The organism is Coleofasciculus sp. LEGE 07092, assembly GCF_015207375.1.
Lineage (GTDB): Bacteria > Cyanobacteriota > Cyanobacteriia > Cyanobacteriales > Coleofasciculaceae > LEGE-07092.
On sequence record NZ_JADEWY010000154.1, the window covers coordinates 1 to 13,793 of the forward strand.

General features: G+C 46.3%; 11 protein-coding genes. 5 read left to right on the forward strand and 6 right to left on the reverse strand.

The genetic code is table 11. From position 1 onward, the window contains the following. The 3 genes from IQ257_RS25730 to IQ257_RS25740 all read left to right on the forward strand — a co-directional run. On the forward strand, nt 1–3,144 hold a 3,144-nt coding region (locus IQ257_RS25730), incomplete at its 5' end, for a phage tail protein (RefSeq protein ID WP_228061032.1). Between the two features lie 38 nt (nt 3,145–3,182). After that, nucleotides 3,183–4,406 carry an SMI1/KNR4 family protein gene (locus IQ257_RS25735; protein WP_193879595.1) on the forward strand — a complete coding sequence of 408 codons (1,224 nt, stop codon included), beginning with the start codon at nt 3,183–3,185 and terminating at the stop codon, nt 4,404–4,406. Between the two features lie 48 nt (nt 4,407–4,454). Beyond that, entirely contained in the window at nt 4,455–5,642 is a 1,188-nt protein-coding gene (locus IQ257_RS25740) for a YbjN domain-containing protein (protein WP_193879592.1), read from the forward strand. Here the strand turns inward: IQ257_RS25740 and IQ257_RS25745 are convergent. Both IQ257_RS25745 and IQ257_RS25750 read right to left on the reverse strand, forming a co-directional pair. Then, a complete protein-coding gene (locus IQ257_RS25745; RefSeq protein ID WP_193933317.1) occupies nt 5,590–5,784 on the reverse strand; it encodes a hypothetical protein in 195 nt (64 codons plus the stop codon). The two genes, IQ257_RS25740 and IQ257_RS25745, sit on opposite strands and share 53 nt — an antisense overlap. Before the next feature lie 16 nt (nt 5,785–5,800). Continuing rightward, the gene (locus tag IQ257_RS25750) at nt 5,801–7,147 is read right to left on the reverse strand and encodes a TldD/PmbA family protein (RefSeq protein WP_193879590.1); all 1,347 of its coding nucleotides are present in this window, start codon (nt 7,145–7,147) and stop codon (nt 5,801–5,803) included. A gap of 161 nt (nt 7,148–7,308) precedes the next feature. Here IQ257_RS25750 and IQ257_RS25755 point away from each other — a divergent pair, with 161 nt between their 5' ends. Both IQ257_RS25755 and IQ257_RS25760 read left to right on the forward strand, forming a co-directional pair. Then, nucleotides 7,309–7,995: a phosphoribosyltransferase gene (locus IQ257_RS25755; protein ID WP_193879589.1), complete on the forward strand. Its 687-nt coding sequence runs from the start codon at nt 7,309–7,311 to the stop codon at nt 7,993–7,995. Between the two features lie 277 nt (nt 7,996–8,272). After that, nucleotides 8,273–8,530 (forward strand): hypothetical protein, encoded by a 258-nt coding sequence (locus IQ257_RS25760; RefSeq protein ID WP_228061033.1) that lies wholly within the window; start codon nt 8,273–8,275, stop codon nt 8,528–8,530. 7 nt (nt 8,531–8,537) lie between these two features. Here the strand turns inward: IQ257_RS25760 and IQ257_RS25765 are convergent, their stop codons facing one another. From IQ257_RS25765 to IQ257_RS25780, 4 genes are all read right to left on the reverse strand, one after another. Continuing rightward, nucleotides 8,538–9,980, reverse strand: coding sequence for a DUF1802 family protein (locus tag IQ257_RS25765; RefSeq protein ID WP_193879585.1), 1,443 nt, complete (start codon nt 9,978–9,980; stop codon nt 8,538–8,540). Then, nucleotides 9,980–11,968, reverse strand: a complete 1,989-nt coding sequence (locus tag IQ257_RS25770) for a P-loop NTPase fold protein (protein WP_193879583.1) — start codon at nt 11,966–11,968, stop codon at nt 9,980–9,982. The genes IQ257_RS25765 and IQ257_RS25770 overlap by 1 nt, the downstream gene beginning before the upstream one ends. A gap of 40 nt (nt 11,969–12,008) precedes the next feature. Continuing rightward, a complete protein-coding gene (locus IQ257_RS25775; RefSeq protein WP_193879581.1) occupies nt 12,009–12,704 on the reverse strand; it encodes a hypothetical protein in 696 nt (231 codons plus the stop codon). 425 nt (nt 12,705–13,129) lie between these two features. Next, nucleotides 13,130–13,639, reverse strand: coding sequence for a hypothetical protein (locus IQ257_RS25780; protein WP_193879579.1), 510 nt, complete (start codon nt 13,637–13,639; stop codon nt 13,130–13,132). Between the last annotated feature and the right edge of the window lie 154 nt (nt 13,640–13,793).

The following is a 13,793-nucleotide window of genomic DNA, read 5'->3' on the forward strand; positions in this document are numbered from 1 at the left end:
GCCTTGGGGGGAGTTAGTGCGGCTGTGGATAATTCCGTTAGTCAGCAACGGGCTGAACTAGCCGCGAATCCTCCCCAGATGGAATCTCCTGGTGCTACAGCGACTAAAGAAGGGTCAGCCGCAGATAAATCGCTCCCTGAAGGCAAGGCTCCCAAGGCAGTAGAGAAAGCGCCAGAAGGTCAAGCAAAACCCGTCCCGCAACCCAAGCCTGTACCGCTTCCTGCCAAGCCGCCTGTTGCCGCCGCTCCCTCGCCTCAAGTGACAGGAAATGCAGAGGGCAAGCTTGACTCAGGGGATGCTCAAAAGTTGCAGGTATCTTTGCGGAGTCTACCGACGCGAGATCCGGGCTTGCAACAAGTGAGTGCAGGCTCACCGCCGCCTCTGGAATTGGCAGGTGATGCTGACCCCAAACAGGCTCAAGAGCAACGAGCCAAACTGGAAAAAAGTGTTGCCGAAGCTCATACTCAGGGTCAGCAAGATATCGCCCAGCCTATGGGTGAAAACGAAATTTACCCGCAAGTGCCACAAGAAACCTTACGCGCTGAGGGGATAGGTGAAGGTGGCACCGCCGGGGGTGCTGCTCCGAAACTGGGAGTCGGTGCAGGTGCAGGTGGTGCGGCGGGTGAGGATGCCGTTTCGATTATCGCCCAACAAGAGAAAGGTCAGGAGATTCAAGCGGCGGTTGCCCAAGCCCAAAGCGAAATGGCAGCGAAACGTCAAGAGAACGTTACCAAAGTCGCGGAAGAAAAAGGTAATTCTAATAAGGAAATAACCAAACTCCAAGGGGAAAACGCCACCCAGCAGACAGAGGAACGAGCCAAGGCTCACTCAGAAGTTACCCAATTACGCTCTGATTGGCAGAAAGAACAGGACGATGTAGTTCAAAAATCGCGTACCGAGGCGGATGAAGCGGTTGCTAAGGGTGCCCAGGATGTTCAGAACAAGCAAACTGAGGCTGAGAAGAAGGCGACTGAGCATATCCAGAAAGGTGAAGAGGACGCTGCTGTTGCGCGTCGGAAAGGTGAAGAGGATGCTGAAAAAGAGCGACAGAAGGGCAAGAAAGAGTCGGGTGGGATACTGGGTTGGCTAGCTGACAAAGCCAAAGCCTTTTTCGATGGCATTAAACAGGCGATCCAAAAAGCCTTTGAAATAGCCCGCGCCGCTGTGAAAGCTGCGATAGAAGGGGCGCAGAAATTGGCGACAGCCGCCATTGAGCTAGGACGCAAAGCCATTGTAGGTATTATCAAGGCAGTGGGGCAGGCGCTGATTGCCATTGGTAATGTATTGCTGGCGGCTTTCCCAGGATTACGCGATCGCTTCCGCAATGCGATAAAAGCGGTAGTGAAGGCAGCAGAAACGGCTGTCAATACTCTAGCCAACGCGCTCAAGAAAGGCGTACAGCTTGCCCTCAACTTGCTAGCCAAAGGTTTGGATGCCGCGCTGGGACTCTTGCAGAAGGGCATGATGGCGGCGGTGGAGATTGCCAGCCAAGCTGTTCAGGGCGCGATTAAGTTTGCGGATGCTGCAATTAAAGCTGTTGGGGCGTTTGCTGTCTTAGTTAAGGATATTGCGGCTAGCCCAGGACAGTGGTTGAGCAATTTGGGCGCTGGGGCAAATGATGGCATCCGTAACCACTTCTGGGGTGCCTTCCAAACAGCCGTGCAGGAGTGGTTCTCTCAGAAGGTTGAGGAAGTACTCGGTTTGGGAATGACCGTTTGGAACGTCCTCAAACAGGGTGGGATTAACACGGCTGAAGTCGGCAAGATGGCTTGGGAAGGGATTAAGTCGGCAATTCCCGCTGTCCTGATTGGGCTTCTGATTGAGAAGGTGGTCTCGATGATTGTGCCTGCTGCGGGTACAATACTGCTGATTATCGAAGGGCTGCAAGCGGCTTGGGGTACGGTCAGTCGTATGATGCAGGCGTTTGACCGCTTCATGGTCTTCCTGAAGGCAGTGAAGACGGGTCAGGCTGGGCCTCCTTTCGGTGGGGCTTTGGCGGCGGCCGGTGTGGTGGTGATTGATTTTGTGTCCAACTGGCTGCTGAAGCGTCTGCGTGGCCCTGCTAGTAAGGTGGCTGGGAAGATTCGGGAGATTGCCGCCAAGATTGGCAAGAAGATTAAAAAAGCCCTGAAGAAGGTGAAGCGGAAGCTGAAGCGGAAGGTTCGTAAACTTAAGGATAAGTTCTTCGGGAAGAAGCGTCAAAAGAATTCCAAACAAAAAAATAAGGAGGGCAAAGAAGGCAAAGGTGCTTCAGAAAAAGATCATCCTAAACTTGCGAGACAGGCTGCTGCGGAATTGAAGAAAACGGCTGGGGAGCAAAAGGATTACGATATCCTCAGGAAGGAGAAGCAATCGCAGGCTAAGCAAATTGAGAAGTCTTATACGGCTAAACTGAAGCCAGGAATTAAGCTCAAAATTTCCTTCCAAGATGCGGCAACTGATAAGAGTGATGGAGATCTTGATTTCAAGGTAGTAATTGCACCGAATACTACGGTATTACCCGGTTCAATCAAGTGTGGAAGCGATGAGGATCTTAAGAAAGCAAAAGCTGAATTTGGTGAGCGCTTGTTTTCACGAGAAGAGCTTCAGTCTACTCTCGGAGTAAGTAAATCAACCGCTCTAAGGCGTATAGATGAATGGAAGAGTCAAGGCAAGCTTCATACTCTTGCTTCAAACACTTTTGATTCACAAACCGAATATTCTTTTGATATAAAGAAGGCAGGACAAAGAGAGGTTAACAAAAATAACCGATCTAAGTACGGATACAGTAATCCTGCAAAATCATCATCTGAAGGGCTTCAAATTTTGAATAAGGGTATTCGCTCTGATTCCCCTAAACCTATTCTTAAGGATGACAAAACTTACCATATGACCAAGGCTAGGTATAACAGCAAACGCCCTGGTTCCTCCTACAAAAACTTCGGTTTCGCTGAGGCGAACCTCGGTCATAAGGAGCCTGGGGCTTCCGGTCACTGGAATAAAATTGGACATAAGCAATCTAAAGCTGAAAATAGGGCGTGGAACAAAGATCCTAAGAACTATCAGGGGCCCGAACATTGGGAAGAATCTTCTGCATCAGGCTCTAGTTCTGAACGATACCGCGTTCCATCAAAGTCAATCGGAAGTCATTCTGATTGGTGGTAAAAGCCAGGAGCATACAGTCTGAGTTGAAGGATAGAGCAATGAACCAAGCAAATCCGACATTATCAGCTCTACATACGGCATATGTACGATGGGCAGGTATACCAGTAGCAATCCTAGAACTACGGAGAGACGAGTTGAATGAAAAGATACCCCCTCAATTGGACATTCTGTTCTTTCAACCAGCAGCAGAAGATAATTTATCGGAAGATGAGTACTTCACTTACATTGCCACTGCTGGAATGAGTACTCGTATTATGCAGGAGCCCTGCAAGCACGTAGAATTGATACTCTGTGTACAAGAACGTCAGCCCCAAGCAGCTCTTGAGCTTCTGGGTAGAAGACTAGCAGAGCTAGCTGTGCTTCCTTTCCGTGAAGGAACTTCCTTTACACCCAACCTTTTGCTCTATGATGTATCATTGCCTTTGTTTGAACGAATGGACTGCGCCCTTATTACCAATTGGGGGGTATACTCGCCGGAATGGCTTCCAGGTATCCAGCCACCAGTTCAATTACTTAGTGTGAAACCTGTCTACAAAAGTGAGGCAGACATCATTGAAGGGATTGGAGATATCGAGGTGTGTCGTCGTTTTAGGAATGAAGGTATTAACTGGGACAATCCTAAGCGTAGCCCAGCTAACTTGCAAGTGTTACCAACTATCGTTGAGTTTGAAGAAAGGAGATCGGTGATGGCAGGAACAGATGTAAAGACTACTATCCAAAATATTTGGAATGATATTAAGGAGTGGTATACAGAAAATGCCTCTAGTCTTCTTGAAAATTTAAAGGATGGAGTATCAGATCAGGAGCTTCGTGAATTTGAAGAGCGCGTTGGATTAGCGTTGCCTGATGATTATAAAGCGTCATTAAAACTACATAACGGAGATGTTTATATTCATGATTACAATTACCTTAGCTTAGATGGAGTTCTTAATAGATGGTTAAGGATGAAAAAAATGAGTGAAGAGGGGGGTTTTGAGGGGAGGGAAGTCTTTGAAGCAGGTGAAGGCATCATTCAAAATACTTGGTGGCATCCTGGTTGGATTCCTTTTGCAGAAGATGGGGGTGGCAATTTAATCTGCATCGATATGGCTCCTGATGCTGATGGTGTTGTGGGACAGATCCTTAACATGGAGCTTCGGTCTGGACCCGGCGTCAGTGAGTACACATCTTTTCTTGAGTATTTGGAACACTATAAGGACGATCTCTATGCTGGGGTATATGAAGTAGATGAAGATGGTTATATTATTGAAAAACTTGATTGATAGGATTGGTTGATACCTTAAACGGCTGTAACTAGCTTCTCATCAAAGATGCTCGCTCATACGGAACATGGTCATCTAGACAGCAAACTAACTCTACGCGATCGCTCCCAATCCCCCTTACCCATCCACACCGTCACTCTATCTCTAACCAAACAGGATGACACCCTCAGCGAGTGCCGTCTCACCTTCCAAGTCAGTCCCGAACTCTACCAGCGCATCGAAACCGAAGCATTATTCAATCTCAAACCCGAACTGCGCGGTTCCCTTTCTGCCGGAGACTTCCTACCTGAATCCGACATCCAAATCGAAGCCACTCTACAACCTGATTTGCTACCACAGCTAGCCGAACACACCACAAACCTCAAAGAAGCAGCAACCTACCTGCAAAACCTCAGTCAAGAACAACCCGACAACCCCCTGCTATCTACTGAAAGTTGGTTTGCCCTACACGTCAAGCAGCCACAGGAATCAGGCGAAACAGGCTACTCCACCTTCTGGGCTTATCTCAATCCCTCTGTAATTACCCAAGACAGCATTTCCAGCGAACAGATTTCTCAGGGAATGGTCAATTTCTTCAAAGATTGGGCGGATACCAATCTGTCGGAATTAAACCAAAATACCATTTCTGAAAGTCTGGAGGAGATAACCAAGGCATTTGAGGAGTGGACGGATACAACGCTTTTAGAAACCCAGAACGCCATTTCGGAAGCGCTTGAAGAAGTAAGCAGTGCTTTTGAAGAATTGGCTGATACTCTATCTGAGACAACCGAAGATACTACTTCCAGCAACCAGATTTTAGAAGAAATCATCCATTTCTTCACAGAAGACGACTGGCCCTTCACCAAGATTAAAGGAGAGCCAGTTTTGCGGATGGCTTTCGATGGGAAAAATGGCAAATGGACTTGCTACGCCAAAGCCAGAGAAGAACAAGAGCAATTCGTCTTTTACTCAATTTGCCCCATTAAAGTGCCAAAAACTAAGCGTCGAACTCTAGGAGAATTTATCGCTAGAGCCAATTATGGCATGGTTATCGGGAACTTTGAACTCGATTTTACCGATGGCGAGATTCGCTACAAAACCAGTATCGACGTTAAAGGCGACTTTCTTACTTTTGAACTCATCAAACGGTTAGTTTATCCCAACGTGACAATGATGGATGAATACCTACCAGGGATTAAGTTAGTCATTGAAAGTGGTATGTCACCAGAAGACGCGATCGCAAAAATCGAAAAGTAACCTCTTTGGCAAAAAGCGATCGCATTCCCCTGATAGTATTGCACCATTTTAACTGGGTCACGCCACTAGTGTTGATTGTCGGGAATCCTACCATGCCAGAGGTTCCCCTCATATCTGGTGATCGCCCTTTAACCTTAGCCACTCGCCACTCCCTTTCCTCAAACGCTATCCGTTACGCTGCTAAAATTAAATGCCTTCACCCGCACCCCTGGCACCACACTACTACCAAAGCGCTGCACCCTACTAAGGGCATCCACATCCCGCAGCATATCCGGCAGGCTTTGGTTAAAGCGCAGGTTCTTGATAGGATAGGCGACTTTACCCTCTTCAATCCAGAACGTGCCATCGCGGGTCATTCCCGTAACCTCCAATGTTCGAGGATTAATATAGCGCACATACCAAGCGCGGCTGACTAAAATTCCTAGCTCTGTTTGAGCAATTAAGTCAGCTAAACTTTGATCAGAGCCAGACATTACGATGGGAAACAGTTTTCCTGTAGGTTCCTTACCCTGCTGCTGCGCCCAATAACGGCTGTAAGAAAGAATTTCAGGAACACCGTCTTTCACCACCTCTAGATAGTCGTTGCTCAACCCATCACTGAAATAAGTCCCCAACTGCAACAGGGGATGAGCTGGATGGCGTTGGACTTGTACCAAAGAGCTAAACATCGATTCGCCAACACGGTTGGCAACAGGTTTACCTGCTTCATCCGTGCGAGACATAAATGATCGCCCTTCATCCGCTGCTCGTGCATCTAGATTCCAAATCACCCAAGGCAGCAAATCTGCAAAGGCAGCACCGTCGAAAACGACTGGGTAGGTGTCGGGTTTGATTTCACGAGGGTGACGTGAAGCGATCGCACGTTCAATAAGCTGTTCAGTTAGGGAATCAAGCGGTAATTGCTCTACTGCAAAAGCCGTGCGTTGACTCCAACTCGAACCATTATCAATTCGAGCTGTAAAACTAAACTCTGCCTTGGTGCCGCGATCGCTAGCTCGCAAACCCTGGGAATTTCCTAATGCTTGAGAAAAGGCTTCTATACTTAAGGTGCCAGACCCTTCCACCCCTGCCTTAGTACTCATTGCACATACCCCCTGCACCATTTCTCCCCGTACTAGGGGTGAGAGAGTTGCTGTCGCTTCATCAAAGGTTGGACGCCGCTGCTCATAGACTTGTGGTTCCAGCAAGGGCACCCATTCTGGATCTTCTGGAGCAATCCGAGCTAGTTCTTCGGAGCGGCGAATGGTTTGTGCGATCGCTTCCGGGTCGAGTTCTGTCGTTGATGCCGAAGCACTACGCTTGCCGAAATAGCTGGTAATGGTAAGATTGAAGCGGTTACGGCTGATGTTCTGACTAATTTGATTTTCTGAGAAGCGGCTCAGAGACGATTCACTAGCGCTAAGATTAACAAAAACTCCCTCGGCTTGGGACTGTTGAATCACTGAATCGACGAGAGATAAGGCTTGGTCTTCGCTCAAAAGTGTAGGGGCAGTTGCTAGAGTCATGGGCACTTGCAAACTTCAAAAGGGGAATACCCCATGGTGGCATACCCGTTGGTTCCTTCTACAGCTTTAGTTTTGTTAAGAATCAGACCTTAACTAGCGGAAAGCTGAACGAAAATCAGTCATGATGAGGGCAAGCCTGCTGTTAAATGCTGGAGGAAATCATGTCATCTGCTCCGCTGTTTAGCGATCGCGCCGAGGCGGGTGAGCAGTTGGCTCAACTGCTTCTCTCTCTCATCAGTGACTTGCAAACCACCACAGACATTGTACTCCCACCGGTTGTCTACGCTCTACCTCGTGGTGGTATTCCCGTTGCCGTACCTGTAGCGCGTCTACTCAATTGTCCTTTGGATATTGTGGTTGCCAAAAAAATTACCACTCCTAAAAATCCAGAATTAGCGATCGGTTCTGTGACTTCACAGGGAAATGTTCTTTGGACACGACAAAGGCTATTAGGAAAAATCCAGTCTAATATACGGCGAACGGCACTACAGAAAGCTTTAGACAAAGCCCAAGCTCAACTTGCCCAATTATCGGTTAGTTGTGTTCAGGTAAACCCCCAAGGTAAACTTGCCCTATTGGTTGATGATGGCATTGCTACTGGTATGACTGTAGCAGCCGCCAGTCAAGCGATAAAAAGCCTTCAGCCAGCACAGATTTGGATTTGTGCGCCAGTTGCTCCAAGGGGATTAATGAACTGGCTGGGGCGCTGGTGCGATCGCTTAGTTGTACTAGAAACCCCCGATCAGTTTCTCAGCGTCAGCCGCTTCTACACTGAATTTCCTCAAGTGAACACTGAAGAAGCTCTAACTTATCTGCAAGAACACAATCACCTGCCTCATCACAGTTAACAACCCAACCGATATAGAAGAAGTACAACCTAACCCGCCCAGAGTTAAAACTCCGGCGTCATAGCTTAAATCCACGCTTTGTGGACTTAAACTCTTATCCAGTCGTCTTTAGGCGGCTTTAGCCATAAGACAGTGGTTTTAACCACTGGCGGGTTGTTGCCACTGGTGCAATTGGTGAATATGGCAAAATTGGGAATAGTGAAGTATCCTAACGAGTAGTCTTAACCGTAGGAATTGGTTAATGAGACTTCTGCAATTTTGGTGGCGTACTATATCAATGACCTATAATCCACCTGAGTTGGTCGAGCATTTAATGGTTTTGCTGACACTGGTTTTAGGTTTAACTTGGGTGTTTCAACCCTACTGGCAGTATTTGGTACTCAGCTCCAGCTTTGCCATGGGAGTAGCGGCATCCATGTGGGTGCGAGAAGTCCTGCTGCCTTCACCCCGTTCGCCTATGGTTAGGGTGTTACCCGTTGCAGCATTAGTCTTCTACAGCTTATTTGCTTTTGTCACTCTAGTTGATTACGTTTAGTTGAGTCTCAGTTTATCGGTAAGTCGCGCAGGAAGTAAAAGCGATCGCTCCGCCAATTCTCCCCTTTTCTGCGCCCCAAGTAGCCTGTTAACGGGGAGGAAAGCTCAATCAGAATTTCATGCAATTCTTGAGGCTTTAACGATTGAGGGGGAGTTGAGCTGACATAGGCGCCATGAAGACTATCAACACTAGCTCTTTCAAAGCCTGTGTTTTCTAGGTAGTTTTTCACAAGCCGGACGATATGCGATCGCACAGCGATATCCTGGTACACTTGCACTATATACTGCTCGATTTTATCATCGGCTAAACCATAAGCCTCTTGCAAACAAGCTTTGAGTTTCAGCAACTCTATAGAACCTTGATGCTGGGCTTGCAGTTCCACGAGACGTTGCAGAGTTTCTGGACGAATCACGCTTATTTTATTCCCCTCAGCCGTTTTTAAAGCAGGTTTTGTAAGTTCACCTGCTGCTACGATTAATTTAAGACACTGATTAAAATGGTCTTGAAGATGTTTATAACCCAGCTTAATTAGTTGGGCTGGTGTTCCATCAGGTACTCTTTCAGTCTTGGTTGACTTACATTCTCCCACAACTGGATAGGGCAATTCACAATAAAAATCTAAACCACCAGCACCCCCCGTTGCTTCTGGATCGAGGCTGGCTTTGGGGTCGTTTCTAGAGTTGGTAAAACCTAGCTTGAGCAAGCTTTTCCGCACGAGCTTTTCAAATTCGTGACCGTTGCTAGAGTTACCGACTTCGGCAATTGTCTTAATCCAAACTAAATCGGAATCAAGCCGCCCAACGGATTCGCTGCTATTCCAACCGAGAAATATTCTGATATCTTGATCGAGTTCTTTAGCCGCGAGGTTAGTATCTGATAACGAGGCGATCGCACTCTGCAGTTCTTCCAATTCAATATACTGGGGTGGCTGTCGTTCTTGCATCTGGCGACAGCGCTGTTCAAAGAAGGTATTACTCAAAACAGGCGTTGCTTGAGTAATCGTCAGGGGTTGCGGTAAAGGAACAAATCGGGGATTTGGATTTACGGGTATTTCAACAGGTTGAGGCAGTCGGTAAACCCGCAGGTAAGCCAGAAAGATATGACCCCGTTGCAAGCGGGTTTGCTCCAAGGCTTCCTTTGTCCATACTGTCAATTTCGATAAAAAATCAAGGGGTTCAGATTCATCTAGTACTTGACAAAGTTCGCACTTTGCCCAGGCTTTAATCACAACTGTTTCAGAACCCAGTTCAGCTAGACTTTTTTGAGCAGCAGGCAGAAAGTTTGAGCGATAATACTGCTCGGTTGGCAAGGCGTTACTCGAAGTCTCGGAGGGATAGAGGGCAAATTCCCGCCCCGGATTAACGAATATCCGAGGTAGGGCAGCAATTGAGCGTCCTTGGATTAAGGCTTCGATATCTGGTGCGGGTAGACACAGGGCGGTTTGCAGCATTATTCATTATCCTCTACTGCAAATAAATCATCTAGCTCCTCATTATCGGCTGTGTCGTCTGTACTAGATTCCTCAAATAACGCTCCAAACATTTCCTCATCTTCGATAGTCTCTTCGTCAATTTCGCCCGATGGATCACTGAGAATTTCTCTTAGCAGTGGATTCTCCAGAATTTGCGGTTTTGAGAATTCTACAACCTGCTCTTGAGTTAGCTGATAGCTTTCGCCGTTCTGATAAACGGTATAAAGGTTGATAAGAGGTCTAATCTGTTCTGCTTCCAGATAAGCCCATTCTCCCCCCATATTTTTAGATGTAAGTTTTTCCAGTCGCTTGTAAGCCTGGGAATTCTTGTTAATTTTTTTGTTTTTAGAGCGAACTAGACAACCACGAGTTAAACCAAATCTTTTATAGTCAGTTAAACGTTTTAATCCTGCTCCAACTGAAGCTGCATTTTTTTGCTGAATAACTGATACGCCTATGGTAAAACTTTTGTTACTTTCCTTGCCAGAAACTTTAAACCTTACCCAATCCCCAACAGTCTCAATTTTGTCAAGAGTTACTTGCTTTAGCTTTTGTCCTGTTTCTGTTTCACCTTCCAACACTTCACCAATCAAATTCTCGAAGCCAAAATACAGAGCATTAGCAATTAGGTCATTATCCTCTAAGTAATCTCCCATATCTGCCTCATTTGCAGCTTTGAGAGCTTTTTCAAATTTCTCTTCAGGATTATCATCATTACCACCTATATCAAAGTTTTCAGCACACCAATTCAAAGCTTCTCGCACAGTCAGCTTTCCTTTCCCAACTTCCCTCAGTTCATCTTCTCTAAATGGATAAGTTGAGTTATGGGGTGTTAGATTACGAGGTTCATACAACTGCTCTCGCAACCAGAGAGCAACTAAATCAACCATAGATTGGCTATTCAGGCGCTCTAGTGATATCGGGTTGCCTTGAGTAGCAGTTGACATTCGATCCAATACACCACCACCCATGTCCATACCACTTCCAGTACCCTTGATTTGTCCTCTCCAAGTTGACTCAAACATTACTGTCAAAATGACAACGCCCTTACCAATACCTGACTGTTCGAGGTTATCGTAAAGGTCTTTAACCAAGCGAGCAATTACCTGAGTCTTAGTAAAACCATCTGTAGATAATACGCCTTGTCCCTCTAATTCATCAAAACAAATCAGCACAGGTTTATGATCGCTAATCAAACGCAGGATTTGTTGAAGATTCCCAAGGGCTTCCGCTTCTTCATCTTGAGCTGTTTTGCTAGCGTTGGTGGGCAAACCCATAGAGTCTGCCGTTTCTTGATCTAGCTCATTGCCCGCTAACCATTCAACAGCATAGGGGGCATACATTTCTGATAGCGTCCATAAAATAGCCCGGAGAATATAAGGGTCAGCATCAGGCTTGCTCTTAAGAATCTGGACACTCAGTTTTTTAATAAGATTGTGGTTATTCTGCAATGCCTTAGCATAGGCTCTATCAAAATTCTTAACTAACGTTGCTGCGGGAGTCTTCTGACCAGTTGCATTACTCGCATTTGCCAGCGCTGCTGCTACTTCCTGCCATTGCGTGACTCCTTGACTGCCAACTCGCGCCAGGTTTTCTACCAAACTTTGCAGAAATTGATACCTCAATAGGTCTAAGTTGCCATATTTAGCAGCATTGGCATAGACAAATAACGCACTACCATCACCAATAAGACGACGACGTAGGCGACTGATAAGCTGAGTTTTTCCCGATCCGACATCAGCAGTCACTACTAAAGTGGCTACCTTGTCTTTACTTTCTGGACTGGTTTTAACCTGCTTAATGACTTCCAAAACTTTTTGGGAAGCATGAGCATTGAGAGTAGCCAAATCGGGGAAACCTTTACCCCAAACACTTTGAACGTTATCAATTGCGGCACTGCTAAACGGGTTGTAGCTTTGGATGGCAACGTTGAGTTCTTCAATGGAAGAAACGGATGAATTAGTCACGATCATTCAAGTGAGGTAACGAACTGCAAGAGGTTTGAAATTAGGCTTCAGGATTTACACGCTTGGCAAAGTAGCGTAATTTTCCTACTGGTGGAGTAATTGAGTCTTCTAATTGATCGGGAGTGACATTTAAAACTTCTCCTCCCATTAGCTCAAAAATGTCATTAGCTTGCATCTCCAGCATCCATTCACTGAACTGAGAACGGCTAACCCGATCGCCTATTTCCCGTCGAATCCGATAAATCGGTACTAAATCATCCAGGTTATAGTCACGATTCAGCCTGTCGTACACCTCCAACGCCACTTGCTTAAACTCGTCATAGGAAGCGATCGCACTTGCCGATGCTTTGACTCCGTGAACAGATACAACTGCTCCATTACCTCCCCCTCCACTAGCCGACGTGCCATGCTCTCGAATCCACTTCAACAGTGCATTAGCCGCTTTAGCACCAATTGCACTCTCAAAATGGAATTCATCGCTTTTAAGTCCCTCCCCCAGGATCTGAAGTCCCTTCGGCATCAACAAAGAGATTTTGTTATTAGAGACTGCGATCGCTCCGTCTTTTTCCAACGTTTTGTAAATATCCTGATAATCCGCCGCTGTTTCCTTCTTTCGTTTCAGCCGTTTATTCAAGTCGCCCTTTTTAACGTCAGCTCCCCCTAAGTCCCACAGAAAAAGAAGCAGACGAACTTCTTTACTATAAACATCAGCTCTGTTTGATACCTTCGTTTCCATAGTAGTAGTCCAAATTACTTAGAGAAAGAATTAATTTTTGTAAAAACACTAACCAACTGTTATCCTAACCGTATCTCATAGCTAATCGCCAGTCGATGCAAGGGAAAGAATCGCTCCTCCCCCCTCAAGCCGCATATAAACTAGGCGATCGCGTCAGCCGTCTCAATACTGCTCGGTAGCGTGCAATGCAACACCAGGCGCTCCTCTTAAATCTCCCTTAAAAAGCGAAACTTCCTCTAGCTCCCCCCTTTTTAAGGGGAGGTGGGGGGGATCTCACACAGGGAATCAGTCTTATAGCGGAACAAAAGGAAGCGTGAAGTATAGCCCTCACCCCCTCTCACTCGCTTTTTGAAAGGGGCAAACTATCAATGTAAATTGGGAAACGCAATATCGGAAGACTATTGTCACCAATCTAATCCGACAATCTACTGCGAGTTTGTTGAATCTTTTTCTTGTTCCGCCAAAGTGCGAGCTAGATGAGCCAATTCAATATCCTTCGGAACACGACTAGGTTTAAGAGCCTTGAGCAACTTGATTTGTGTAGCGTTGACCCAACGATAAACAAAATTCAAATAAACAGTATTGTTGTCTAAATCAATCTCTTTAATGCGGAATACCTGAGTGGGGGGCCAGTAATTAAGCCAATAACAGCGGCGGTTTACTAAAGCCTGAGTCAGGATAGCAAAGGGTTCTGTCGCTTCTACTTCCACAGTCGGAAAAAGTTCTTCATAATCAGACCAAGGAATTTGCAGAGAAACGCTATCAGGACTGCCAAAGTCAACAGTGATAACATTATCCCTGACTTTAGCAACTGGCTCCGTTACAGTCGCTTTCTCTGACTTCAACTCAGCCATCGCATCAGTGACAGCCGTATTTTGCTGGTTAGGGGGTATTGCTAAGTTGTCTTCGTAAGAATTGGGGCGTTTAGCTAGCATCACTTAGATCATTATATTTAACTGCAATCAAACCAGCACCCAGGATGGGAGTGTTACACCAGATATATGGGAGGTAGATAGTGAAAGCTTTTATTTAATACTATATGTGGAAATGGCAAAAGATGCCAGAAGGAGATGGGGAGCGGGGGTGCGG